Source organism: Streptomyces sp. WELS2, assembly GCF_013870595.1.
Classification (GTDB): Bacteria; Actinomycetota; Actinomycetes; order Streptomycetales; family Streptomycetaceae; genus Streptomyces.
Window position 1 is genome coordinate 1 of record NZ_JACBWZ010000022.1, and the last position, 23,207, is coordinate 23,207.

Consider the following 23,207-nt stretch of genomic DNA (forward strand, 5'->3'; position numbering starts at 1 on the left):
GTCGGTGTCGCCGCCGCCCGGCGCCGGGAGCGCCAGGTCCAGCAGGATGCAGTGGACGTCGTCGGTGAGCAGCCGCTCGGCCTCGGTGAGGTTGCGGGCGGTGCGCACGCGGATCGGCTTGCCGGCCGAGTCCAGCAGGTCGGGCACGATCGGCGAGCCGGCCGGATCGTCCTCGATCAGCAGCAGGGTGAGAGTGGCGCCGGTGCCGTGCGCGGGCGTGGCGTCGCGGTGCGCCTCTTCCTTGAGGGGGCCGCCGACGGCCTGCGGGGCCTGCGCCTGACCACTCTCCACGGCCGGGATCGCTCTCTGCCGCGGTACGGGTACGGGCATCGTCTTGGGTTCCTTCCCTCCCCCCGAGGGCACGGCGGCATCGAGGGTCTCGACCCACCGACCGGTGACCATAGCGGCTGGGACCGCCCCGGCGGAATGGTGTGAGCCGGGTCGCTCCCTCGCCCGCCGTCGTCATATGCCCCGTTCCGTACCGCAGTTGGACAGGGTGTCGGGCCGCCGGGGATGACGAAGCTCACGTCCGGGGGGAGTTGGCCGTGCGGTGGGTCACGTGACGCGGGTCACCGGGACGGGGCGGGGTGTGCGGTGCCCGTCACGGCGTCCGGCCGTACGACGCCGAGGATCGGCATGGATCCGGCGCCGGCCTTCGTCACCGTGCGGCCGGGGCGCGGGGCGTGGATGATCGTGCCGTCGCCGATGTACAGCGCGACGTGGCTGGCGTCGTGGAAGTAGATGACGAGGTCGCCGGGGCGCATGTCCTCGACGTCCACGTGCGGCAGCTGCCGCCACTGCTCCTGCGAGGTGCGCGGGACGGGGTGCCCGGCCGCGGCCCACGCCTGGGAGGTCAGGCCGGAGCAGTCGAAGGAGTCCGGGCCCTCGGCGCCCCACACGTACGGCTTGCCGAGCTGCGCGGTGGCGTACTCCACGGCCTTCTCGCCCGGCGCGGAGGCCTGGTCGTGGGCGTGCTCGAGGACGCCGGTGTCCAGCCAGGCGGTCTGCGCCTTCCGCGCGGCCTCCCGTTCCAGCTCGGCGAGGCGCTCCTTCTCCTTCTTCTCCAGCCGGGACTGGAGCTTCTCCGCCGCGTCGATCTGCTGCTCGATCTTCTTCTTGGCGGCGGCCTTGGCCTTGCGGTTGCCCTCCAGCCGCTCCCACTGCGCGGAGGCGTCGTCGGCGTAGACCCGCAACTCCTTCTGGGTGCGGGCCAACTCGGCCATCAGCCCGGTCGCCGCCCGCTGGCCCTGGAGCACCCGGCCGGCGCCGTCGAGGAAGCGGCTCGGGTCGTCGGTGAGCAGGAACTGGGCGGTGGAGGACAGGCCGCCCGTGCGGTACTGGTCCCGGGCCGCCGCGCCCGCCCGGTCCTTCAGCCCGTCCAGCCGCTGCTGCCCCTGGTCGATCTTCCGCTCCAGCTCCGCGATCTCGGCGGACTGCTTCTTCGCCTTCTCCTCGGCCGCGTTGTAGGCGTCGGTGGCCGCGGAGGCGTCGTGGTAGAGCTTGTCGAGCTTGGCGCGGACCTCTTCGAGGTCCTTGTCCGGCAGGGGAGTCGGTGCCGGTGTGGGCGCGGGTATGGGCGCGGGGGCGGCGAACGCCGTGCCGGGCGCCGCGAGGACGGTCACCGCGCAGACCACGGTCAGGGCGGCCGTGAGAAGGCCGCGCTTGCCCGAACCCATACCTTTTCCCCCAAACTGATTTACCGTCAGTAACTTACGGTCGTCTGAGGGATCGTGCCACGGTCGCGCGCAAAGCGACAGGGGCCGTCGGGCACCGGGTGTCCCCGGCGGGCCGCCGGATACGGTGATCACCTCGCCGGTGTGACGAACGGGACGCGAGAAGCGTTCCCCGCGCGTGTCCGGGTCGGCCCGCTGTCAGCCCACCGGTGCCAACGCGGCCCAGGACAGGGTGACTTCACCCTGCCGCCAGCGGGCCGGGGTGTCCGTCACCGGCCAGTCGGCGGTCAGGTCCCGCACCGCGCGCATCCAGCGCTGGCGGGCGCCGTAGGAGGCGTAGGGCGCGGCGGCGGCCCAGGCGCGGTCGAAGTCGCGCAGGAAGGCGTGCACCGGCTCGCCCGGGACGTTGCGGTGGATCAGTGCCTTCGGCAGCCGCTCGGCGAGGTCGGAGGGGCGCTCCAGGGAGCCGAGCCGGGTGGCGAAGGTGACCGTGCGGGGGCCCTCGGGGCCGAGCGCCACCCACACGTGCCGGCGGCCGATCTCGTCGCAGGTGCCCTCCACCAGCAGCCCGTCCGGGGCGAGCCGCGCGCACAGCTGCCGCCACACCGGGGCGACCTCGGCCTCGTCGTACTGGCGCAGCACGTTCGCGGCCCGGATCAGCACCGGCCGCCCGGGCACCGGCACCTCGAAGCCGCCGTGCCGGAAGATCAGGCCCTCGCGCTCGTACGGCCGCGCCGCCCCGCACCCGCGTGGTCGGCGTCGAGATCGAACCCGTCCGGGTCGCGGCGGCGCGCGCAGCCGGGTCAGCAGCTCGACGGCCGTCCAGGGCGCGGCGCCGTAGCCCAGGTCGACGGCCACGGGGTCGCTCGCCCGGCGCAGCGCGGCGCCGTGCGTGGCCGCGATCCAGCGGTCCATGCGGCGCAGCCGGTTGGGGTTGGTGGTCCCGCGCGTCACCGTGCCCACCGGTCGGGGAGCCGCGGGGGTTTTCATGGGTACGAGGGTAAAGGCCCTCGCGGCCACGGCCCGGCCCCGAGGGTGGGACCGGCTTCGCATCGAACAGTTGCCCGACTTTGGGTAATGATTGAGTAAAGCCGCTTGATCCGGAAATGGCAGGGCACCCGCCCGCTGTTGGAGGTCTGGGGAGGGCGCCGGTGGGCCCTCCTACGGCATGCCCGCACCAAGGAGGTCCGCCACGTGAGCCAGTACGTCAGCAGGCTCGGGCGACGCTCCCCGTCGGCCTCCCGGCTCCGGCTGTACCGCAGGCCCCGGCGGGTCGCCATGCTCTCCGTGCACACCTCCCCGCTCCACCAGCCCGGCACCGGCGACGCGGGCGGCATGAACGTCTACATCGTGGAGCTGGCCCAGCGGCTCGCCGAGATCGACATCGAGGTCGAGATCTTCACCCGGGCCACGACCGGCGGCCTGCCCCCCGCCGTGGAGCTCGCCCCCGGCGTCCTGGTCCGGCACGTCGACGCGGGCCCCTACGAGGGCCTGGCCAAGGAGGACCTCCCGGCCCAGCTGTGCGCCTTCACCCACGGGGTGATGCAGGCGTGGGCCGGTCACCGCCCCGGCCACTACGACCTCGTCCATCCGCGCAGACACGCGCTCACCAGGACGCTTTCCATACCGGAAGGCTATCCGTGACCCACGCGAGGGGCCGCTCCGCCCCCCGGACCAGGACGTTCACACCAGGCCCTGGCTCAGAGGGCGTTCGGGTCGGCGCACCGCGTGCGCGCGAGAGCGAGGAAAACTCGTCCGGGAGCGGCACGGCGTCCGCGCGACGGAGCGAGGCCGACTGGCGGGGCCGCCGGTCGAGATCGTCGGCAGCGGGCGGCCGTGCGCGTGGTGAGTCTGGACGCGCCTTCGGCGACGAGGACACGTGGGCGGTCCGCCGACGGCCGGGGACATCGGCACAGCGTACGGTCCGGCGGCCCGGCCGATCGGTCAGCTGGGCCTGGGCAGCCAGACCGGGGCGCTGCTGCCGCGCGGTACGAGGACGGTGCGGAAGCGTTCCGGGGTCCTGGACATGATCACCTGGTCGGTGACGCCCTGGTAGCGGCCGCACGGGGTGTCGGCGGTGAAGGTGTCCGGGTCGAGGTAGGCGTGCGGGGAGCCCGGGTCCGGGGCGAGAGCGGTCTCCTGGGCGTAGGCCCGGTCGAAGACGCCGAGGCTGAGGATCCAGGTGGCGATCCGCGTGAGGTTGAGGGTGACGCGGTAGCTGCCGCCCTCTTCGGCGCGCCGCATCAGCGCGGCGAGCGCGCCGGTGGTGGCCAGCCAGGACAGGACGTAGTCGTTGACGACGCTGATGTACGGCAGGCCCGGGGTGCTGGTCGGTCCGGCCGTGACACCGTCCGCGCCCTCCATCAGCATGATGCCGCCGAGCGCGCCGGCGGTCTGGTCGAAGCCCACCCGGTGGGCCCACGGGCCGGACTCGCCGGCGAGGGAGAAGCTGCAGTGGATGATGCCCGGGCGCACGGCCGCGGCCTCCTCCGCGCTCAGGCCGATCTTCTCCAGGTAGCCGGGGCGGCGGTTGGCGTAGAACACGTCGGCGTCGCGCAGCAGGTGACGGATCCTCGCCCGGCCGTCGGCGCCGTAGGGATCGATGGTGGCTGAACGGACCCCGACGTTGGCGCTGTTGTACGTCGAGTCGTGCTCGAGTTCGTTGGGCCGCCAGATGTTCAGCACGTCGGCGCCATGCTGGGCCAGGTCCCGGCCGACGCCGGCACCGGCGATGATGTGGCCCATGCCGAGGGCGCGTACACCGGACAGCGGCTGGTCGGCGCCGGCGCCCAGGGGTTCGGGCTCGCTGTCGCCGATCTTCTCGATTTTGATGAGCGGTTCCCGGGCGATGTACTCGTACGCCGGTTCCCGCAGGAACTCCTCCGTGGTACGCAGCATCGGCATGACCACGCCGATCTCGTCACCGGCCCGTTCCAGGTCGGCGGCGTCCCACTGGGCGATGGCGTCGGCGACGGCCTGCTTCTCGGGCCAGGTGCGCAGCAGCTTGTAGACGGCGTTCTTGATCTTCGGGTAGGGGTTGAGCGGCATCACCCAGCGCCCGTCGCGGGTCTGGTAGAAGTCGAATCCGAGCGGGTTGACCGGGTCCGAGGGGGTGCCGCCGGGATAGCCGTTGAGCAGTTCCCACTTCTTGTCGTAGAAGGGGCACAGCCGGTGCGGGGCCTTGCGCAGGTCCATGGTGATGTCCTGGCCCTCGCCGCCCCGCCGGCGCCACAGCGCGGCCAGCGCGACCGACTTGGCGGTCATGCCGAGGGCGGGAACGGCGCCCAGGCGCATGATGCTCGGCACGACCGGGTCGCTGCCGATGAACGTGATCTTTCCGCCGCTGTCCTCGGGGCGCAGACCGGCCGGGGCCAGCACCTCGCGCAGGGCCTCGTGGATGTCGAAGCCGTCGTCCTCGTGGGTGAGGGGGTGGGCGAGGGCCTTGCGGATGCGCGCGGTGATTTCTTCGGAACTCATGTGCAGCCTCTGTGCGGGTGTGGGTCGGGTCAGCCGTCGTAGCCCTCGCCGAGGGCGCGCATGACGGCGATCTGCCGGCGGTCGCGTTCGGCGGCGAGGTCGGCGACAGAGCCGCCGAAGTCCTTCACCTGTTCGGTCAGCAGCCGCCGGGTGCGCTCGTCGAACGCGACCTGCTCCTCGGCCATGTCGGCCCAGCGGCGCTCCATGCCGGCCCCGAGGTGGTTCATGAAGTGGGGCAGTCCGCCCTCGCCGCCGCCGAGGTGGAACGAGCGGAAGGGGCCGGCGACCGCCCAGCGCTGCCCGAGGGAGGAGGTCACGATGTCGTCCAGCTCCTGCATGGTGACCACGCCCTCGTTCACCAGGTGCACGCACTCCCGGAAGATCGCCGACTGGAGCCGGTTCGCGACGAACCCCGGCACCTCCTTGCGCAGCACCTGCGGACGCTTGCCCAGGGCCTGGTAGAAGGCGCGGGCGCGTTCGGTGGTCTCGGGCGAGGTCCGCTCGCCGGGCACGACCTCCACCAGCGGCACCAGGTGCGGCGGGTTGAACGGGTGCCCTACGACCAGCCGCCCCGGGTCCTTCAGGACGGTGGCGATCTCGGTGGCGGGGATGCCGGAGGTGGAGGTGGCGAACAGTGCGCCGGCGGGGGCGTTCTCCTCGATGACGCGCCACATCTCGTGCTTGACCTCCAGCCGCTCCGGGCCGTTCTCCTGCACCAGGTCCGCCGCGCGGACCGCGTCCGCCAGGTCCGGTACGAAGGCGAGCCGTGCGGTGAGGTCCGAGGTGTCCAGCCCCAGCGCGCCGAGCGCGGGCGCGGCCTGCGTGATGTGCCCGCGCACGGCCTCCTCGATACCCGGCTGGGGGTCGCTGACCGTGACGGACAGCCCCCGGGCCAGGAACAACGCCGCCCAGGAGGCGCCGATCACCCCTCCCCCGACAACGGTGGCGGTGCGGATTCCGGCGATGCCGTCGTGCTCTGACATGCGCGCCCTTCTCCTCTCGGTTTCTTTTGCCCCGGGCCGGTGTCTCCTTTGGCCTGCGGGAGCGGTCAGGCGAGGTAGTCGTGGACGACCCGGGCACGGCCCAGGGTCAGGTCGGTCAGGACGTGGGCGGCGGAGACGACCTCCAGGACCGGCAGGTCCGCGAGCGGGGCCAGCGCGTGGGCGAAGAGCTGGAGCCGCGCGGGACCGCTCCAGGCGCCCTTGACCACGATGTCGGCGATCTGCGTCCGGACGAGTTCGCAGATGCGCGGCGAACCGTCGTAGTGCGGCAGCTTCTTGAGCATGAACGTCGGCCGGGTCAGCTCCTCGCGGGCCTGCTCGGTGTTCAGCGGCCGGTGTTTGTAGCCCATCGTGGCGCGGGCCACGGGCAGCGTGCCGTGGTCGAGGGTGCCGACCAGGGTGTCCTGGTCGACGTACAGCCGGGGGCGGCCGGCCTTCTTCGGGAAGGCGCCGGTCTCCCGGCCACTGGCGATGGCGGGGAAGTTGTCCACGTGCATCGAGATGCTGTACTCGCCCGCCTCGCCCTCGTACTCGACGACGGCGAGCTGACCGGCCTCGGTGTAGTCGCCCAGTCCGGTGACGTCGGGCATCCGCATCACCTCGAAGCGGACCAGCGGCTCGGCCACCCGCAGCGGCTCCGGTACCACCCGGCGCAGGGCCTCGGGGTCCGTCCGGTAGGTGATGTTCAGGTACTCGCGGTCGGTGAACCGGTACGGGCCGGCCGGGAAGGCCGGGGCATCCAGCGGTGTCGACGGTGCACGGACGACGTCCTCGGCTCGCATGACTCTCGCCTGCCTCTCCTGGCCCGCTCCGGACTATCCGGAGCATAAGGGGCCACAGTGCGGCAAACATCTCGTCCCGCCACCCCTGGGAAGGTTCGGACGGGGCCGCACGTTCGGTGAGTTGTAAATGGCAACTGAAGTCACTGTAACGCCAGGAGCGAGAGTGTTGCAAAAGGCAACTTCGACGGGCTCGTGTGATCATGCGTACCGGACCCACGGGAAGGACGGACACACGTGACCGACGGCGACACGGAGGTCCCGGAGCTCGTGCGGGAGCTGGTGACCCTCTCCCGGCGCTTCCGGGCCAACGCCGAACGGCTCCACCCCGACCTGAGTTTCGTCGAGTATGCACTGCTGTCCGAACTGTCCGAACGCGACGGGGCCCGGGCCGGGGACCTGGTCGGGCTCTACGGGCTGAACAAGTCCACGATCAGCCGCCAGGTCACCGCCCTGGAACGGGCCGGCCTGCTGGTACGCGAGGCCGCCCCCGGCAACCGGCGCGTCCAGCTGCTGCGCCCCAGCGACCGGGGCCGGGAACTCCTCGCCCGCGCCGACGCCCGAATGTACCGCGAGGTCGACGCCCGCACCGCCGGCTGGTCCCCGGACGAGGTCAGGGCCCTGCGCACCCTGCTGGCCCGCTACAACACCGGCGCGTCCGCCGTCGCCGAGGACGCGTGACGGGGTCACCTGACGAGGGACGCCTGACGGGCGTTGCCGAGGAACCTGACGAGGGGCCCTCCAGTGGCGTTGCCGCCGAGGGCACAGGACACGCGGACGTCATCCGGCCGGGAACCCCCCGGGCACCCGGTGCGTACGGGCCGGTCAGCCCAGTGAACGCAGGGCCCTGCCGAGCCGTGCCACGCCGTCGGCGATGACACCGGGCGAGCCGGCCGCGTAGCCGAGGACCAGACCGGGCGGCCCCGGGGACTGGCGGTGCCAGGACAGCGGGTGGCACTTCACACCGTGCGCCAGTGCCGCCGCCGCGAACTCGGTGTCCGGTACGTCCCCGGCGTACGTGACCGTCAGGTGCAGGCCCGCCGCCGCGCCGTGCACGACCGCGTCCGGCAACCGCCCGGCCAGGGCGGTGATCATCGCGTCCCGCCGTCCGCGGTGGCGTCCGCGCACCAGCCTGAGGTGCCGCTCCAGTTCCCCGGACTCCATCAGCCGGGCGAGCACCAGCTGCGGCAGCACCGCGTTGCCCAGGTCGTTGAAGCGCTTGGCGTCTACCAGGGCGGAGCGGTACCGGGCCGGTGCCACCAGCCAGCCGATCCTGAGCGCCGGCGCGAGCAGCTTCGAGACGCTGCCCATGTAGCAGACCCGGTCGGCGAGCAGGGCGCGCAGCGCGGGAACCGGGGGCCGGTCGTAGCGGTGCTCGGCGTCGTAGTCGTCCTCCAGGATCAGCCCGCCCGCCCGGGCCCACTCCAGCAGCTCGCGGCGGCGTTCACCGCTGGTGACCACACCGGTGGGGAACCTCGTCGCCGTCACCGGCGGCCGGACGGAACTCACCCCGCCGGGCGTCCGCGTCACCGGCTGCCGCTCGGCGCTGCTGCTCACCCGGGTGCTCCGGCACACCGGCGAGGCGGACGTCATCGCCGCCTCCCGGCACCTCCAGGATCTGCTCGACGGCACCGAACACCCCTACGACAGCCTGCTCGCCCGCCATCTCGACCACCACCGCCCCGCCTATCTGCGGGTCACCCTCGACCTCGGCGCCGACCCCGCCGAGCGCGCCCTGCCCGGCTCCGAGCTGCTCGGGCGCCCGCACAGCCCGGCCCTGCTGGAGCGGCTGTTCGCGGCCGGCCGCTACCACCTGCTCTCCAGCAGCGGCCACCACCCGCCCCGGCTCACCGGACTGTGGACCGGCGACTGGGACACCGCCTGGTCCGGGGCGTTCACCACCAACGCCAACCTCAACCTCCAGACCGCCGCCGCGCCCGCCGCCGCACTGCCCGAGGTCACCGAGGCACTGGCCGCCTTCGTCACCCGGCAGCTGCCGCACTGGCGGGCCAACGCCCGCGCGATCTTCGGCACCCGGGGCGCGGTCGCGCCCTCGCACAGCGACGGCGAGTCCGGGCTGACGTACCACTTCAGCCGCGAGTACCCGCTGCACCTGTGGACCGCCGGCGCCGACTGGCTGCTCAAACCGCTGGTCGACCACGACGAGATCCGCGGCGAGCACGACCCGCGCACCGCCGCCGCCCTCGCCGAGGCCGCCCTCTTCTACGAGGACTTCCTCACCCGCACCGACGCCGACGGCCACCTCGTCGTCGTGCCGTCCTACTCCCCGGAGAACCGCCCCGCGAACGGCAGCTGGGGAGCGCTCAACGCGGCCATGGACCTCTCCGCCGCCCGGCACACCCTGCTCACCGCCGCCCGCTACCACCCCGAACACGCCGGGAGGTGGCGGGCGTTGGCCAGGCGACTGCCCCCGCACCGGATCAACTCCGACGGGGCGTTGGCCGAATGGGCCTGGCCCGGCCTGCACGAGAACCACGACCACCGCCACCTCAGCCACCTCTACGGCGTCTGGCCCCTGGAGGAGATCACCCCGTACGACACCCCGCGCCTGGCCGCCGCCGCCCACCGGGCGCTCCGGCTGCGCGGCACCGAGAACGACTCCGCCCACGGCCATCTGCACCACGCCCTGATCGCCGCCCGGCTCGGCGACGGGGACCGGGCCGGGCGTGCCCTGCGCCGGATCCTCGACGGCGACTTCTTCCACGCCTCCCTGATGAGCGCCCACTACCCCCACCGCGACGTCTACAACGCGGACGCCGCGCACACCCTCCCCGGCGTGCTCGTCGAGACGCTCATCCAGTCCACCCCGGACCGCCTGGTCCTGCTCCCCGCCGTCCCGGACGCCTGCCCGCGCGGCGAACTGCGCGGGATCCGCACCCGGTTCGGCGCCGAGGTGGACCTCGCCTGGCGCCCGGACGGCGCCCGGGCGGTCGTACGGCCCGGCCGCACCCGCCGCGTCGAACTGCGCACTTCCTCCGGCACCGAATCCCTCGAACTGGTCGCCGGGGAAGACCGCGTCCTCACCCTGAGGGCGCGGTGACACTCCCCACCACCCCCACCCATGGAAGGGACGCCATGGTAACGAGCACCGTCAGCAGGGTCGCCAAGGCCCTGATCGCCCCCGCACTCGCCCTCGGCGCCACCGTCGGCCTGGCCTCGGCACCGGCCTCCGCCGCCGTCTGGAGCACCTGCGACCAGTGGGGCAACACCACCCTGAACGGCTACACCCTCTACAACAACATCTGGGGCTCCGGCGCCGGCAGCCAGTGCGTCTGGGCCAACTCCGGCACCAACTGGGGCGTGCACGCCGACCACCCCAACACCGGCGGCATCAAGTCCTACCCCGACGCCAAGAAGGTCATCAACAAGCCGGTCACCTCCCTGACCTCGCTCACCAGCACCTACAACGTCACCGTCCCGTCATCCGGCGCGTACAACACGTCGTACGACATCTGGGACACGGACTACGACTACGAGATCATGCTCTGGGTCAACAAGACCGGACCCGTCGGACCGCTCGGCACCTCGCAGGGCAACGTCACCCTGGGCGGGCACAGCTGGACCGTCTACAAGGGCAACAACGGCGCCAACGAGGTCTTCTCCTTCGTCCGCACCGCCAACTCCACCTCCGGCACGGTGAACATCCTGCCGATCCTGAAGTGGATCAAGGACACCAAGCACTGGTTCGGCGACGAGACCATCGGTGACGTCCAGTTCGGCTACGAGATCACGTCCTCGTCCGGCGGCCTGGACTTCACCACCAACAACCTGACCGTCAGCGGCGGCTGACCGGCCGGGACCGGCGCCGCGCCGTCAGGACGCGGCCGGTGCCGGTCCCGAACTCGCCCGCCCGGTCAGCTCGGGCGTGAGCAGCACGACCTCGTCGCCGCCGTGCCCGTCCAGCTTGGCCACCAGACGCTCCACGGCCCGCCGGCCCATCTCCTGGGCGGGGATGGCGACCGAGGTCAGCCGAACCGAGGCCTGCACGGCGACCTGGTCCGGGCAGATCGCGACCACGGACACGTCCTCGGGCACCGCCCGGCCCTGCTGGCGCAGCAGCGCGAGCAGCGGCTCCACCGCCGACTCGTTCTGCACCACGAACCCGGTCGTCGCCGGGCGCTCGTCGAAGACCCGGGCCAGGGTGAGGGCCATCGCGTCGTACCCGCCCTCGCACGGCCGGTGCAGCAGCCGCACGCCGGTCCGGCGGGCCGCGGAGCGCAGCCCGTCCAGGGTGCGCTCGGCGAAGCCGGTGTGCCGTTCGTAGACCGCCGGGGCCTCGCCGATGACGGCGACGTCGCGGTGCCCGAGCCCGGCCAGGTGGTCCACGCACAGCGCGCCGGTGGCGGTCCAGTCCAGGTCCACGCAGGTCAGTCCGCCGGTGTCGGCGGGCAGCCCGATCAGCACGGAGGGCTGGTCGGTGCCCCGCAGCAGCGGCAGCCGCTCGTCCTCCAGCTCGACGTCCATCAGGATCATCGCGTCGGCCAGTCCGCTGCCGGTGACCCGGCGCACCGCGTCGGGGCCCTCCTCGCCGGTGAGCAGCAGCACGTCGTAGCCGTGGGTGCGGGCGGTGGTGGCCACGGCGATGGCGATCTCCATCATCACCGGCACGTACAGGTCGGTGCGCAGCGGGATCATCAGCGCGATGATGTTCGACCGTTTGCCGGCCAGGGCGCGGGCGCCCGCGTTCGGGTGGTAGCCCAGTTCCCGGATGCTCTGCTCGACCCGCTGCCGGGTGCCGGCGGAGATGGACCGCTTGCCGCTGAGGACATAGCTCACCGTGCTCGCCGAGACTCCGGCGTGCTGGGCGACCTCGGCGAGGGTGACCATCCAGCTCTCCAAGCTTTGTGAAGCGCTTCGACACTGCGCATTGCCGACAGGGTGGGTGAAGGGGGTAATCGACCTTAACGCCAAGGAAGGCGGGGTGTCCATAGGCTGTCGAAGCGCTTCGACAGCGCTTTCCCGCCCGCGTCGTGAACCCGCTCCGTCGGCGTCCCGGCGATCTCCGCGCCGGGCGCCGGCCGCCGAGGGCCTCCACGCTAGACCCGGTCGGCTCCGCCCGGGTGGTGACCCCCGCCCGTTTCGGGTACCAACGATCCAGTAGCACCGGTCGGTGCCGATCGGTCCCGGTCGTCCTTCTCCGCGGCGAGGTGAGCCTCGATGTCCGCCACCACCACCCCACGCACCACCGTCACCGAGCGCGAGGCCCGCCGGGTGGCGGAGGCCGCGCGAGAGCGGGACTGGCACAAGCCGAGCTTCGCCAGGGAGCTGTTCCTCGGGCGCTTCCGGCTGGACCTCATCCACCCGCACCCGCTGCCCGACGAGGAGTCCGTCCGGCGCGGCGAGGAGTTCCTCGCGAAGCTGCGCGCCTTCTGCGAGACGGAGATCGACCCCGCCCGCATCGAGCGCGAGGCCCGCATCCCCGACGCGGTGGTGGCGGGCCTGAAGGAACTGGGCGCCCTCGGCATGAAGATCGACCCCCGGTACGGCGGCCTCGGCCTCACCCAGCTCTACTACAACAAGGCCCTCGCCCTGGTCGGCTCCGTCAGCCCCGCCGTCGGCGCGCTGCTCTCCGCCCACCAGTCGATCGGTGTGCCGCAGCCGCTGAAGCTGTTCGGCACCCAGGAGCAGAAGGACGCCTTCCTGCCCCGCTGCGCCCGCACCGACATCTCCGCGTTCCTGCTCACCGAGCCGGACGTGGGCTCCGACCCGGCCCGGCTGGCCACCACGGCCGTGCCCGAGGGCGAGGAGTACGTCCTGGACGGGGTGAAGCTGTGGACCACCAACGGGGTGGTCGCCGATCTGCTCGTGGTCATGGCGCGGGTACCGGAGTCCGAGGGGCACCCGGGCGGCATCACCGCGTTCGTCGTCGAGGCCGCCTCCGAGGGCATCACCGTGGAGAACCGCAACGCCTTCATGGGCCTGCGCGGCATCGAGAACGGTGTCACCCGCTTCCACCGGGTCAGGGTCCCGGCGGCGAACCGGATCGGCCCCGAGGGCGCCGGCTTGAAGATCGCCCTGACCACGCTGAACACCGGCCGGCTGTCGCTGCCCGCGATGTGCGCGGGCGCCGGGAAGTGGTGTCTGAAGATCGCCCGCGAGTGGGCGGCGGAGCGCGAGCAGTGGGGCAAGCCGGTCGCGCTGCACGAGGCCGTCGGCTCGAAGATCGCGTTCATCGCGGCGACGACCTTCGCCCTGGAGGCCGTGCTCGACCTGTCCTCGCAGATGGCCGACGAGGACCGCCACGACATCCGCATCGAGGCCGCCCTCGCCAAGCTCTACGGCTCCGAGATGGCCTGGAAGATGGCCGACGAACTGGTCCAGATCCGCGGCGGACGCGGCTACGAGACGGCCGAGTCCCTGCGGGCGCGCGGCGAACGCCCGGTCCCGGCCGAGCAGATCCTGCGCGACCTGCGCATCAACCGCATCTTCGAGGGCTCGACGGAGATCATGCACCTGCTGATCGCCCGGGAGGCCGTGGACGCCCACCTCTCGGTCGCCGGCGATCTGATCGACCCCGGCAAGTCCCTGGCCGACAAGGCGAGGGCGGGCGCGAACGCGGGCGTCTTCTACGCCAAGTGGCTGCCGAGACTCCTCGCGGGCCCCGGCCAGCTCCCCACGTCGTACGGCGGGTTCCGGCACGGCACCGACCTCTCCGGGCATCTGCGCTACGTCGAGCGCACCGCCCGCAGACTCGCCCGCTGCACCTTCTACGCCATGTCCCGCTGGCAGGGCCGGATGGAGACCAGGCAGGGCTTCCTCGGCCGGGTCGTGGACATCGGCGCCGAACTGTTCGCGATGAGCGCGGCCTGCGTCCGCGCCGAGCGGCTGCGCGCCGAGGGCCGCCACGGCCGCGAGGCCTACCAGCTGGCCGACGCCTTCTGCCACCAGGCCCGCATCCGCGTCGAGGAACTGTTCACCCGCCTGTGGACCAACACCGACGACCTGGACCGGAGGGTGGTCAAGGCGGTGCTGGCCGGCTCCCACACCTGGCTGGAGGAGGGCGTCCTCGACCCGTCGGGCGAGGGTCCGTGGATCGCCGACGCGACCCCCGGACCCTCGACGCGCGAGAACGCCCGCCGCCCGTACGGGAGTTAGCAGTACTTGTCGCTCGGGTCCCGCGTCGTCCAGGAGCAGGAGGAGACCTTGCTGCCGTTGGCCTTGGTCAGGGTGGCCGTGTCCTTGTCGTTGTTCCAGACGTAGGCGCGGCGGCCCTGGTACCTGTCGGAGGCGGTGTTCTTGCCGCTGCCGGTGTGGATCTTGAGGTACTTCCCGGCACCGATCCTGACATCCGCGAAGACGTACTTGTGGTCGGAGGCGTCCTTCAGCACCCACCCCTTGAGCGAGACGGCCTGCCCACCGGTGTTCTTCAGCTGGACCCACTCGCCGTTCAGGCTCTTGTTGGAGCGGTCGTCCTTGCCGGGGCTGTCGAACCACACGTGGTGGATCTTCACCCCGCCGGCCGCCTGGGCCGGGGTGCTGAGCAGGGTGCCGGTGAGCAGCGCCGCACCCGCGAGCGCGGGCAGGGCGGCGCGGAGGCGCACAGAGCGCATGGAGATATCCCCCCAGGATGTCGTCCGTGAATCATGCGGAACGAAGTGTTTATCACAAGATCTTCATGCCGGTTTCACATGAAGAATTCCGGCCACCGCACCCACCCGGGGGACGCACTGTCCGGGCCGCCACCGCTTGCCGCAACAATGGGAGGATGACCGACAGTCCCGCCCATCCGGCACCCCTCGCCGATCCGCACCTCGTCTACGACCCCGTCGCCGCCGACGGACCCAAGGACGTGGTGATCCTCGGCTCCACCGGATCCATCGGCACCCAGGCCATCGACCTCGTGCTGCGCAACCCCGACCGCTTCCGGGTCACCGCCCTGTCCGCGAACGGCGGCCGGGTGGCCCTCCTCGCCGAGCAGGCGCACCGGCTGCGGGTGCGGACCGTGGCGGTCGCCCGCGAGGACGTCGTACCCGCGCTGCGCGAGGCGCTCGCCGCCGCGTACGGCACCGAGCCGCTGCCCGAGATCCTCGCCGGGCCCGACGCGGCCACCCAGGTCGCCGCCTCCGACTGCCACACCGTCCTGAACGGCATCACCGGCTCCATCGGCCTCGCCCCGACCCTGGCCGCCCTGGAGGCGGGCCGCACCCTCGCGCTCGCCAACAAGGAGTCGCTGATCGTCGGCGGCCCGCTGGTCACCGCGCTCGCCAAGCCCGGCCAGATCATCCCGGTCGACTCCGAGCACGCGGCCCTCTTCCAGGCCCTCGCCGCCGGCACCCGCGCCGATGTGCGCAAGCTCGTCGTCACCGCCTCCGGTGGCCCCTTCCGCGGCCGGACCAAGGCCGAGCTGGCCGGCGTCACCGTCCAGGACGCCCTCGCCCACCCCACCTGGGCGATGGGCCCGGTGATCACGGTGAACTCCGCGACGCTGGTCAACAAGGGGCTGGAGGTCATCGAGGCACACCTGCTGTACGACATCCCCTTCGACCGCATCGAGGTCGTCGTGCACCCCCAGTCGTACGTCCACTCGATGGTCGAGTTCACCGACGGGTCCACGATCGCCCAGGCGACGCCCCCCGACATGCGCGGACCCATCGCCATCGGTCTCGGCTGGCCCGAACGCGTCCCCGACGCCGCGCCCGCCTTCGACTGGAGCAAGGCCTCCACCTGGGAGTTCTTCCCGCTCGACAACGAGGCCTTCCCCTCCGTGAACCTCGCCCGGCACGTGGGGCGGCTCGCGGGCACGGCCCCGGCGGTGTTCAATGCGGCCAACGAGGAGTGCGTCGCGGCCTTCCTGGACGGCGCGCTGCCCTTCAACGGGATCATGGAGACCGTCACCCGGGTGGTCGAGGAGCACGGCACCCCGGCCACGGGAACCTCGCTCACCGTGTCGGACGTCCTCGAAGCGGAGACCTGGGCCCGCGCCCGGGCCCGCGAACTCACAGCCACGACGGCGACCGCGGAGGCGCGTGCATGACGACCTTGATGTTCATCCTCGGCATAGTGGTCTTCGTGATCGGCCTGCTCGTCTCCATCGCCTGGCACGAGCTCGGACACCTGTCCACGGCCAAGCTCTTCGGCATCCGCGTGCCCCAGTACATGGTCGGCTTCGGCCCCACCATCTGGTCGCGCAAGAAGGGCGAGACCGAGTACGGCATCAAGGCCATCCCGGCCGGCGGCTACATCCGCATGATCGGCATGTTCCCGCCCGACGACCAGGGCCGGGTCGCCGCCCGCTCCACCTCCCCGTGGCGCGGCATGATCGAGGACGCCCGGTCGGCGGCCTTCGAGGAGCTCCAGCCCGGCGACGAGACGCGCATGTTCTACACGCGCAAACCGTGGAAACGGGTCATCGTCATGTTCGCCGGACCCTTCATGAACCTGGTCCTCGCGATCGGCCTGTTCTTCTCCGTGCTCATGGGCTTCGGCGTCCAGCAGCAGACCACCACCGTCGCCTCCGTCTCGCCCTGCGTCATCGCCCAGAGCGAGAACCGTGACACCTGCAAGAAGACCGACAAGCCCTCCCCGGCCCAGGCCGCCGGCATCCGCGCCCGCGACAAGATCGTCTCCTTCGACGGCAGGCCCACCAAGGACTGGGACACCCTCTCGGACCTCATCCGGGACAGCGCCGGCAAGGACGTGCCCATCGTCGTGGAGCGCGACGGCAAGCGGCTCACCCTGCACGCCAGGATCGCCACCAACCTGGTCGCCAAGAAGGACTCCAACGGCGGATACGTCCAGGGCAAGTACGTCGAGGCCGGCTTCCTCGGCTTCGGCGCCGCCACCGGCGTGGTCAAGATGGACTTCGACGACTCGGTGTCCTGGATGACCAACCGGGTCGGCGACGCCGTCGACTCCCTCGCCGCCCTGCCCGGCAAGATCCCCGCCCTGTGGAACGCCGCCTTCGGCGACGGCCCGCGCGAACCCGACTCCCCGGTCGGCATCGTCGGCGCCGCCCGCATCACCGGCGACATCGCCACCCTGGACATCCCCGCCTCCCAGCAGGTGGCGATGTTCGTGATGATGCTCGGGATGTTCAACCTCTCCCTGTTCCTGTTCAACATGCTCCCGCTGCTCCCGCTGGACGGCGGGCACATCGCGGGCGCCCTGTGGGAGGCCCTGCGGCGCAACCTGGCCAGGGTGCTGCGCCGCCCGGACCCGGGCCCGTTCGACGTCGCCAAGCTGATGCCGGTGGCGTACGTGGTGGCCGGGATCTTCGTCTGCTTCACCGTCCTGGTGCTCATCGCGGATGTCGTCAACCCGGTGAAGATCTCCTAGCCACCCGGTGTTCACGCGGCCCGGAACCCCCGTGGTTCCGGGCCGCGCGGGCGCACGCCGGATTCACGGGTGTGATGTGTGGCGCGCGCCCCGGTGCCGTAATCTCGGACCCTGGAGCCCGCCGTTCACGGGACCCGGATCCTGAACCACGACTTGGGGTTGCACAGCAGATGACTGCGATTTCTCTCGGCATGCCGTCCGTTCCGACCAAGCTCGCCGAGCGCCGGAAGAGCCGGCAGATCCAGGTCGGAAGCGTGGCGGTCGGCGGGGACGCGCCGGTCTCGGTCCAGTCGATGACCACGACCCGTACGTCCGACATCGGCGCCACCCTCCAGCAGATCGCCGAGCTGACCGCCTCCGGCTGCCAGATCGTGCGTGTGGCGTGCCCCACGCAGGACGACGCGGACGCCCTGGCGACCATCGCGAAGAAGTCGCAGATCCCGGTCATCGCCGACATCCACTTCCAGCCCAAGTACGTCTTCGCCGCCATCGAGGCCGGCTGCGCCGCGGTCCGCGTCAACCCCGGCAACATCAAGCAGTTCGACGACAAGGTCAAGGAGATCGCCAGGGCCGCCAAGGACCACGGCACCCCGATCCGGATCGGCGTCAACGCCGGCTCCCTGGACCGGCGCCTGCTCCAGAAGTACGGCAAGGCGACCCCCGAGGCGCTGGTCGAGTCCGCCCTGTGGGAGGCGTCCCTCTTCGAGGAGCACGACTTCCGGGACATCAAGATCTCCGTCAAGCACAACGACCCGGTCGTCATGATCGAGGCCTACCGCCAGCTCGCCGAGCAGTGCGACTACCCGCTGCACCTCGGCGTCACCGAGGCCGGCCCCGCCTTCCAGGGCACGATCAAGTCGGCGGTCGCCTTCGGCGCGCTGCTCAGCCAGGGCATCGGCGACACCATCCGCGTCTCCCTCTCGGCCCCGCCCGTGGAGGAGATCAAGGTCGGCATCCAGATCCTGGAGTCCCTGAACCTGCGCCAGCGCGGCCTGGAGATCGTCTCCTGCCCGTCCTGCGGCCGGGCCCAGGTCGACGTCTACAAGCTCGCCGAAGAGGTCACCGCCGGTCTGACCGGCATGGAGGTCCCGCTCCGCGTCGCCGTCATGGGCTGCGTCGTCAACGGCCCCGGCGAGGCCCGCGAGGCCGACCTCGGCGTGGCCTCCGGCAACGGCAAGGGCCAGATCTTCGTCAAGGGCGAGGTCATCAAGACCGTCCCCGAGTCCAAGATCGTGGAGACCCTCATCGAGGAGGCCATGAAGCTGGCCGAGCAGATGGAGAAGGACGGCGTGGCCTCCGGCGAGCCGTCGGTGTCCGTCGCGGGCTGACCCTCTACGTTCTGTGAGTCCCGTCACCGCTGGGTGGCGGGACTCGGCCATACCTCGGCCCAGACGGTCTTGCCCGGCTGCCTCGGCGCGACCCCCACTTGTCGGCGAGCGCCCCGACGAGCAGCAGCCCACGCCCGGACTCCCCGGACGGCTCCCGCACCTCCGGCAGCCGCTCGCTCCGCGTGTCCGACACCTCCAGCCGCAGGGCGTCGTCGGAGGCGGTGAGCCGGAGCGGAAAGTCCCGCCCGGCTACGTGCCCGTGCCGCACCGCGTTCGACGCCAGCTCGGCTGCGATCAGCGTCACGGTCTCATTGGCGGGACCGTCGTACGGATGCCCCCACTCGTCCAGCCGCTGCGAGACGAGCCGCCGGGCGCGCCGTGACCGGCGTTGGCGCCGGAGCAATGGGGTGTACATGAGCGAGGAAGCGGAAGTGCAGGAACTGGACGACGAACCCCAGCCGGATTCGGTCGTCCCCCTCATCTTCGGCCGCCTGTTGAAGCGGCTACGGACACAGGCGGGCGTAGCACGCGCCGAACTCGGCCGCGTCACGGGCTACTCGGTGGCGACCATCGCGTCCTTCGAACAGGGCCGGCGCATCCCGAACGCGAAGTTCATCATGCAGGCGGACGAGGTCTTGGACGCGAAGGGGGCGCTGACCGACTTTGTCGAGGAGATGGAGAGCGCGCGGTATCCAGCGTTCTTCCAGAACGCGGCGGCGTTGGAGAAGAAGGCGGTCACACTGTACTTCTTCGCCGTGCAGGCGGTCCCCGGCCTGTTGCAGACGGGCGTACCTCTCCGACATACAGCCGGGGACGAAGACGCCAGGCCGGCTCTCGTACGCGTTCGTGCGGGTCCCGTGGGCAGGCCACAAGTTCAGCCACTTCCTGGAGATCGACGTTCGCGGGCTGGAGGTCATGCGATCGGTTGAGCGCCCCGACGTCTATGTGATACCCAACCAGGGGCCGCTCGACCTGACAGGTCGCATCGCCAGTCACGGAAAGAGCCAGGATCATGGAGTGTTGGAAGGTCGACTGGCTGCATGATTTCCGGTCGGAACCGACACGGATCTACAGCGAAATCGGCCACGACGGCTACGAGGTGCGCAAAGTCCAGCATTACCGGGACGGGCGAATCCTGAAAGCCGACGAATTCCATGAATCCGCCGAGATCGGACTGAGTGAGATTCCGGTAGGTGCCATCGAGGATGTGGCAGGTCAGCCTGAGTTCACTGCCTCTTTGATCACCCTGGAAGAGTTCGAACGAGCGTGGCGGGACGCTTCCTGGTCGACCGGAACCCGGAATCCCTCAGGAAGCGAGATCCCGGAGACCTGAGGGGAGGCTTCCGTGCAGAAAGGGCACCCCGCTCCGGGGCGCCGCACAAGCGCACGAGGTACAGTGCCGGGACCAGCAGAACCCCACCGTGAGGCCCCGAAGTGTTGACCCAGACCACCACCCGGGTCCTGGAACCGGACGACCTGGACGCGGCGCTCGCCGTGCTCGACCGTGAGCCGGTCGCCAACGCCTTCGTGACGTCCAGGGTCCGGGTCGCGGGGCTGGACCCCTGGCGGCTCGGCGGCGAGATGTGGGGTTGGTACGAGGACGGCATGCTCACGTCCCTCTGCTACGCGGGCGCCAACCTCGTCCCGGTCTGCGCCACCCCGCGCGCCGTGCGCGCCTTCGCCGACCGCGCCCGCCGGGCCGGCCGCCGCTGCTCCTCCATCGTCGGCCCCGCCGACGCCACCGCCGAGCTGTGGCGGCTGCTGGAGCCGCACTGGGGCCCCGCCCGCGACGTCCGCGCCCACCAGCCGCTGATGGTCACCGACCGCATGCCCGACGACATCGCCCCGGACCCCTGCGTCCGCCGCGTCCGCAAGGACGAGATGGAGACGATCATGCCGGCGTGCGTGGCGATGTTCACCGAGGAGGTCGGCGTCTCCCCGCTGTCCGGCGACGGCGGCCTGCTCTACCAGGCCCGCGTCGCCGAACTCGTCGGCTCCGGCCGCTCCTTCGCACGCGTGGACGAGCGGGGCCGGGTCGTGTTCAAGGCGGAGATCGGCGCCGCCACCCCCCAGGCCTGCCAGATCCAGGGCGTGTGGGTGGCCCCCGAGTACCGCGGCAAGGGCCTGGCCGCCCCCGGCATGGCCGCCGTGCTGCGCTACGCCCTCGCCGACTTCGCCCCCGTGGCGAGCCTCTACGTCAACGACTTCAACACCGCGGCGAGAAGGACGTACCGGCGTGTGGGGTTCGAAGAGGTCGGGGCCTTCATGAGTGTGCTCTTCTGACCCCCCTGTACGCTCCCCGCATGGACCCAGTGATCGGCCCCCTGGACCTCACCGCCCACGTGGACGAGGCGTTGGCTGTCCAAGCCGTCGCCTTCGGCCTGGGCCCGGAAGAGGTCGCCGTACGCCGGCAGATCGTCCAGCGCCACATGCAGTACCAGGGCGCCCGGGCCTACGGCGCGACCGCCGGCGGCCGGCTCGTCGGCTTCGTGTACGGCATGCCCAACAGCCGCACCCACTGGTGGTCCACCGTCGTGGAGCCCTACCTGCGCGCGAACGGCAACGACTTCTGGCTGGACGGCTCCTTCGTCATCACCGAACTGCACGTCCACCCCGACCACCAGAACCTGGGCATCGGCCGGAAACTGATCACCACCATCACCGACACCGCCGACGAACCCCGCTCGATCCTCTCCGCGATCGACACCGACAGCCCCGCCCGGGGCCTGTACCACTCCCTCGGCTACACCGACCTCGCCCGCCGGGTGCACTTCCCGAGCGCGGCCCGCCCCTACGCCGTGATGGGCGCCCCGCTGCCGCTGCGCAGGCGTTAACCGATTTCCACCGGCGCGGGCCGCCCGGATAACCTCCATGCCACCACCTTTACCCGGCAGGAGTACGAGAACCATGGCCAAGGCACCGGTCCAGCGCATGTCCCAGTTGATGGCGAAGACGCTGCGCGACGACCCGGCGGACGCCGAGGTCATCAGCCACAAGCTCCTCGTCCGCGCCGGCTACGTCCGCCGCACGGCGGCCGGCATCTGGAGCTGGCTGCCCCTCGGCAAGAAGGTCCTCGCCAACGTCGAACGCATCGTCCGCGAGGAGATGGACGCCATCGGCGCCCAGGAGGTCTCCCTGCCCGCCCTGCTGCCCCGCGAGCCCTACGAGGCGACCGGCCGCTGGGACGAGTACGGCCAGGAGCTGTTCCGGCTCAAGGACCGCAAGGGCGGCGACTACCTCCTCGGCCCCACCCACGAGGAGATCTTCACCCTCCTGGTCAAGGACCAGTGCACGTCCTACAAGGACCTGCCGGTGATCCTGTACCAGATCCAGACCAAGTTCCGCGACGAGGCCCGCCCCCGCGCCGGCATCCTGCGCGGCCGCGAGTTCCTGATGAAGGACTCGTACTCCTTCGACCTGGACGACGAGGGCCTCGGCACCTCCTACGCCCTGCACCGCGAGGCCTACCAGCGCGTCTTCGCCCGCCTCGGCCTCGACTACCGCATCTGCGCGGCCACCGCCGGCGCCATGGGCGGCTCCAAGTCCGAGGAGTTCCTGGCCCCGGCCGAGGCCGGCGAGGACACCTTCGCGGACTGCCCGAACTGCGACTTCGCCGCCAACACCGAGGCGATCACCTACCAGCTCACGCCGGTGGACGGCTCCGCCGTGCCCGCGCTGGAGGAGATCCCCACCCCCGACACCCCGACCATCGAGACGCTGGCCGCCTCGCTTGGCGTCCCCGCCTCCGCGACGCTGAAGAACCTGCTGGTCAAGGTGGACGGCGAGATCGTCGCCGTGGGCGTGCCCGGCGACCGCGAGGTGGACCTGGACAAGGTCGAGGCGCACTTCGCCCCGGCCGCCGTCGAGATGGTCACCGAGGCCGACTTCGCCGCCCACCCCGAGCTGGTCCGCGGCTACGTCGGCCCGCAGGGCCTGGGCGAGAAGGTCAAGTACATCGCCGACCCGCGCGTGGCCCCCGGCACCGCCTGGATCACCGGCGCCAACAAGGAGCACACGCACGCGAAGAACGTCGTCGCCGGCCGTGACTTCGAGGCCGACGAGTACGTGGACGTCGTCGTGGTCCAGGAGGGCGACCCCTGCCCGAAGTGCGGCACCGGCCTGAAGCTGGACCGCGCCATCGAGATCGGCCACATCTTCCAGCTCGGCCGCAAGTACGCCGACGCCCTCAAGCTGGACGTCCTCGGCCAGAACGGCAAGCCGGTCCGCGTCACCATGGGCTCCTACGGCATCGGCGTCTCCCGCGCCGTCGCCGCGCTCGCCGAGCAGACCGCCGACGACAAGGGCCTGGTGTGGCCCAAGGAGGTCGCCCCGGCCGACGTGCACGTGGTCGCCGCCGGCAAGGCGCTCCAGACCGAGCTGGCGCTGGACGTCGCCGGGAAGCTCGCCGACGCGGGCGTCCGCGTCCTGGTGGACGACCGGGCCGGTGTCTCCCCGGGCGTGAAGTTCACCGACTCCGAGCTGATCGGCGTCCCCCAGATCCTGGTCGCCGGCCGCCGCGCCGCCGAGGGCGTGCTGGAACTGAAGGACCGCAAGACCGGCGAGCGCGAGGAACTCACGGTCGAGGAAGCGATCGCCCGCCTGACCGCCTGACCCGGCCCACCGACGACGCCCCCGGGGACTTCCCCGGGGGCG

Annotated in this window: 21 protein-coding genes and 3 pseudogenes; 14 read left to right on the forward strand and 10 right to left on the reverse strand. The window is 71.5% G+C overall.

Annotated elements, in window-relative coordinates; all coding sequences use genetic code 11:
• The 3 genes and pseudogenes from H5J33_RS02770 to H5J33_RS02780 all read right to left on the reverse strand — a co-directional run.
• Positions 1 to 330, reverse strand: a pseudogene (locus tag H5J33_RS02770) (response regulator transcription factor); the annotation flags it as partial.
• A gap of 239 nt (positions 331 to 569) precedes the next feature.
• Positions 570 to 1,676 (reverse strand): C40 family peptidase, encoded by a 1,107-nt coding sequence (locus H5J33_RS02775; RefSeq protein WP_181793187.1) that lies wholly within the window; start codon positions 1,674 to 1,676, stop codon positions 570 to 572.
• A 195-nt stretch (positions 1,677 to 1,871) separates the two neighbouring features.
• Positions 1,872 to 2,663, reverse strand: a complete 792-nt coding sequence (locus H5J33_RS02780; RefSeq protein WP_181793188.1) for a class I SAM-dependent methyltransferase — start codon at positions 2,661 to 2,663, stop codon at positions 1,872 to 1,874.
• 204 nt (positions 2,664 to 2,867) lie between these two features.
• On the opposite strand from H5J33_RS02780, the pseudogene H5J33_RS02785 reads away from it, so the two are divergent.
• Positions 2,868 to 3,263, forward strand: a pseudogene (locus H5J33_RS02785) (glycosyltransferase); the annotation flags it as partial.
• A gap of 354 nt (positions 3,264 to 3,617) precedes the next feature.
• On the opposite strand, the gene H5J33_RS02790 reads toward H5J33_RS02785, so the two are convergent.
• The 3 genes from H5J33_RS02790 to H5J33_RS02800 form a co-directional block, all read right to left on the reverse strand.
• Entirely contained in the window at positions 3,618 to 5,150 is a 1,533-nt protein-coding gene (locus H5J33_RS02790; protein WP_181793189.1) for a CoA transferase, read from the reverse strand.
• Between the two features lie 29 nt (positions 5,151 to 5,179).
• Complete coding sequence (locus H5J33_RS02795) at positions 5,180 to 6,133, reverse strand: 3-hydroxyacyl-CoA dehydrogenase NAD-binding domain-containing protein (protein ID WP_181793190.1); 954 nt, start codon at positions 6,131 to 6,133, stop codon at positions 5,180 to 5,182.
• Between the two features lie 65 nt (positions 6,134 to 6,198).
• Positions 6,199 to 6,933: an acetoacetate decarboxylase gene (locus tag H5J33_RS02800; protein WP_181793191.1), complete on the reverse strand. Its 735-nt coding sequence runs from the start codon at positions 6,931 to 6,933 to the stop codon at positions 6,199 to 6,201.
• Between the two features lie 234 nt (positions 6,934 to 7,167).
• Here H5J33_RS02800 and H5J33_RS02805 point away from each other — a divergent pair, with 234 nt between their 5' ends.
• Positions 7,168 to 7,611, forward strand: a complete 444-nt coding sequence (locus tag H5J33_RS02805) for a MarR family winged helix-turn-helix transcriptional regulator (RefSeq protein ID WP_181793192.1) — start codon at positions 7,168 to 7,170, stop codon at positions 7,609 to 7,611.
• Positions 7,612 to 7,755: 144 nt separating this feature from the next.
• On the opposite strand, the pseudogene H5J33_RS02810 reads toward H5J33_RS02805, so the two are convergent.
• Positions 7,756 to 8,412 (reverse strand): annotated as a pseudogene (locus H5J33_RS02810) (PLP-dependent aminotransferase family protein); the annotation flags it as partial.
• Here H5J33_RS02810 and H5J33_RS02815 point away from each other — a divergent pair.
• Complete coding sequence (locus H5J33_RS02815) at positions 8,384 to 9,991, forward strand: glycosyl hydrolase family 95 catalytic domain-containing protein (protein ID WP_309485297.1); 1,608 nt, start codon at positions 8,384 to 8,386, stop codon at positions 9,989 to 9,991. The pseudogene H5J33_RS02810 and the gene H5J33_RS02815 overlap by 29 nt on opposite strands.
• 35 nt (positions 9,992 to 10,026) lie before the next feature.
• A complete protein-coding gene (locus tag H5J33_RS02820; protein ID WP_181793193.1) occupies positions 10,027 to 10,740 on the forward strand; it encodes a GH12 family glycosyl hydrolase domain-containing protein in 714 nt (237 codons plus the stop codon).
• Between the two features lie 24 nt (positions 10,741 to 10,764).
• On the opposite strand, the gene H5J33_RS02825 is transcribed toward H5J33_RS02820, so the two are convergent.
• Positions 10,765 to 11,778 (reverse strand): LacI family DNA-binding transcriptional regulator, encoded by a 1,014-nt coding sequence (locus H5J33_RS02825; protein ID WP_181793194.1) that lies wholly within the window; start codon positions 11,776 to 11,778, stop codon positions 10,765 to 10,767.
• Between the two features lie 330 nt (positions 11,779 to 12,108).
• Between H5J33_RS02825 and H5J33_RS02830 the strand changes: the two genes are divergently transcribed.
• The gene (locus H5J33_RS02830; RefSeq protein ID WP_181793195.1) at positions 12,109 to 14,046 is read left to right on the forward strand and encodes an acyl-CoA dehydrogenase family protein; all 1,938 of its coding nucleotides are present in this window, start codon (positions 12,109 to 12,111) and stop codon (positions 14,044 to 14,046) included.
• On the opposite strand, the gene H5J33_RS02835 is transcribed toward H5J33_RS02830, so the two are convergent.
• Complete coding sequence (locus H5J33_RS02835; RefSeq protein WP_181793196.1) at positions 14,043 to 14,501, reverse strand: lamin tail domain-containing protein; 459 nt, start codon at positions 14,499 to 14,501, stop codon at positions 14,043 to 14,045. The genes H5J33_RS02830 and H5J33_RS02835 overlap by 4 nt on opposite strands.
• A 155-nt stretch (positions 14,502 to 14,656) precedes the next feature.
• Here H5J33_RS02835 and dxr point away from each other — a divergent pair, with 155 nt between their 5' ends.
• The 3 genes from dxr (at position 14,657) to ispG (ending at position 18,554) form a co-directional block, all read left to right on the forward strand.
• The gene (gene dxr, locus H5J33_RS02840) at positions 14,657 to 15,925 is read left to right on the forward strand and encodes a 1-deoxy-D-xylulose-5-phosphate reductoisomerase (RefSeq protein ID WP_030784907.1); all 1,269 of its coding nucleotides are present in this window, start codon (positions 14,657 to 14,659) and stop codon (positions 15,923 to 15,925) included.
• Positions 15,922 to 17,226, forward strand: coding sequence for an RIP metalloprotease (locus H5J33_RS02845; RefSeq protein WP_181793197.1), 1,305 nt, complete (start codon positions 15,922 to 15,924; stop codon positions 17,224 to 17,226). Before dxr ends, H5J33_RS02845 begins: the two co-directional genes overlap by 4 nt.
• Positions 17,227 to 17,396: 170 nt before the next feature.
• Positions 17,397 to 18,554 carry a flavodoxin-dependent (E)-4-hydroxy-3-methylbut-2-enyl-diphosphate synthase gene (ispG, locus tag H5J33_RS02850; RefSeq protein ID WP_181793198.1) on the forward strand — a complete coding sequence of 386 codons (1,158 nt, stop codon included), beginning with the start codon at positions 17,397 to 17,399 and terminating at the stop codon, positions 18,552 to 18,554.
• A 4-nt stretch (positions 18,555 to 18,558) separates the two neighbouring features.
• Here ispG and H5J33_RS02855 read toward each other — a convergent pair whose 3' ends face one another.
• Positions 18,559 to 19,035: an ATP-binding protein gene (locus tag H5J33_RS02855; RefSeq protein WP_309485298.1), complete on the reverse strand. Its 477-nt coding sequence runs from the start codon at positions 19,033 to 19,035 to the stop codon at positions 18,559 to 18,561.
• Here H5J33_RS02855 and H5J33_RS38250 point away from each other — a divergent pair.
• The 6 genes from H5J33_RS38250 to H5J33_RS02885 all read left to right on the forward strand — a co-directional run bounded on the left by H5J33_RS38250 (position 18,968) and on the right by H5J33_RS02885 (position 23,165).
• Complete coding sequence (locus tag H5J33_RS38250; RefSeq protein WP_309485299.1) at positions 18,968 to 19,483, forward strand: helix-turn-helix transcriptional regulator; 516 nt, start codon at positions 18,968 to 18,970, stop codon at positions 19,481 to 19,483. The two genes, H5J33_RS02855 and H5J33_RS38250, sit on opposite strands and share 68 nt — an antisense overlap.
• Positions 19,401 to 19,598 (forward strand): HYD1 signature containing ADP-ribosyltransferase family protein, encoded by a 198-nt coding sequence (locus tag H5J33_RS38255; protein ID WP_309485300.1) that lies wholly within the window; start codon positions 19,401 to 19,403, stop codon positions 19,596 to 19,598. Before H5J33_RS38250 ends, H5J33_RS38255 begins: the two co-directional genes overlap by 83 nt.
• Positions 19,567 to 19,887, forward strand: a complete 321-nt coding sequence (locus H5J33_RS02870; protein ID WP_181793199.1) for a DUF6881 domain-containing protein — start codon at positions 19,567 to 19,569, stop codon at positions 19,885 to 19,887. The genes H5J33_RS38255 and H5J33_RS02870 overlap by 32 nt, the downstream gene beginning before the upstream one ends.
• Before the next feature lie 101 nt (positions 19,888 to 19,988).
• Positions 19,989 to 20,837, forward strand: coding sequence for a GNAT family N-acetyltransferase (locus H5J33_RS02875; protein ID WP_181793200.1), 849 nt, complete (start codon positions 19,989 to 19,991; stop codon positions 20,835 to 20,837).
• A 20-nt stretch (positions 20,838 to 20,857) separates the two neighbouring features.
• Positions 20,858 to 21,388, forward strand: coding sequence for a GNAT family N-acetyltransferase (locus H5J33_RS02880; RefSeq protein ID WP_181793201.1), 531 nt, complete (start codon positions 20,858 to 20,860; stop codon positions 21,386 to 21,388).
• Between the two features lie 73 nt (positions 21,389 to 21,461).
• Complete coding sequence (locus tag H5J33_RS02885; RefSeq protein ID WP_181793202.1) at positions 21,462 to 23,165, forward strand: proline--tRNA ligase; 1,704 nt, start codon at positions 21,462 to 21,464, stop codon at positions 23,163 to 23,165.
• Positions 23,166 to 23,207: the final 42 nt, after the last annotated feature.

What these genes read in the sequence shown, in the direction of transcription:
- H5J33_RS02790 (WP_181793189.1), bottom strand. Translation starts at nt 5,150, where the DNA reads ATGAGTTCCGAAGAAATCACCGCGCGCATCCGCAAGGCCCTCGCCCAC.
- H5J33_RS02820 (WP_181793193.1), top strand. Translation starts at nt 10,027, where the DNA reads ATGGTAACGAGCACCGTCAGCAGGGTCGCCAAGGCCCTGATCGCCCCC.
- H5J33_RS02835 (WP_181793196.1), bottom strand. Translation starts at nt 14,501, where the DNA reads ATGCGCTCTGTGCGCCTCCGCGCCGCCCTGCCCGCGCTCGCGGGTGCG.
- ispG (WP_181793198.1), top strand. Translation starts at nt 17,397, where the DNA reads ATGACTGCGATTTCTCTCGGCATGCCGTCCGTTCCGACCAAGCTCGCC.
- H5J33_RS02830 (WP_181793195.1), top strand. Translation starts at nt 12,109, where the DNA reads ATGTCCGCCACCACCACCCCACGCACCACCGTCACCGAGCGCGAGGCC.
- H5J33_RS02825 (WP_181793194.1), bottom strand. Translation starts at nt 11,778, where the DNA reads ATGGTCACCCTCGCCGAGGTCGCCCAGCACGCCGGAGTCTCGGCGAGC.
- H5J33_RS02870 (WP_181793199.1), top strand. Translation starts at nt 19,567, where the DNA reads ATGGAGTGTTGGAAGGTCGACTGGCTGCATGATTTCCGGTCGGAACCG.
- H5J33_RS02775 (WP_181793187.1), bottom strand. Translation starts at nt 1,676, where the DNA reads ATGGGTTCGGGCAAGCGCGGCCTTCTCACGGCCGCCCTGACCGTGGTC.
- dxr (WP_030784907.1), top strand. Translation starts at nt 14,657, where the DNA reads ATGACCGACAGTCCCGCCCATCCGGCACCCCTCGCCGATCCGCACCTC.
- H5J33_RS02780 (WP_181793188.1), bottom strand. Translation starts at nt 2,663, where the DNA reads ATGAAAACCCCCGCGGCTCCCCGACCGGTGGGCACGGTGACGCGCGGG.
- H5J33_RS02880 (WP_181793201.1), top strand. Translation starts at nt 20,858, where the DNA reads ATGGACCCAGTGATCGGCCCCCTGGACCTCACCGCCCACGTGGACGAG.
- H5J33_RS02855 (WP_309485298.1), bottom strand. Translation starts at nt 19,035, where the DNA reads ATGAGGGGGACGACCGAATCCGGCTGGGGTTCGTCGTCCAGTTCCTGC.
- H5J33_RS02885 (WP_181793202.1), top strand. Translation starts at nt 21,462, where the DNA reads ATGGCCAAGGCACCGGTCCAGCGCATGTCCCAGTTGATGGCGAAGACG.
- H5J33_RS02795 (WP_181793190.1), bottom strand. Translation starts at nt 6,133, where the DNA reads ATGTCAGAGCACGACGGCATCGCCGGAATCCGCACCGCCACCGTTGTC.
- H5J33_RS38250 (WP_309485299.1), top strand. Translation starts at nt 18,968, where the DNA reads ATGAGCGAGGAAGCGGAAGTGCAGGAACTGGACGACGAACCCCAGCCG.
- H5J33_RS02845 (WP_181793197.1), top strand. Translation starts at nt 15,922, where the DNA reads ATGACGACCTTGATGTTCATCCTCGGCATAGTGGTCTTCGTGATCGGC.
- H5J33_RS02800 (WP_181793191.1), bottom strand. Translation starts at nt 6,933, where the DNA reads ATGCGAGCCGAGGACGTCGTCCGTGCACCGTCGACACCGCTGGATGCC.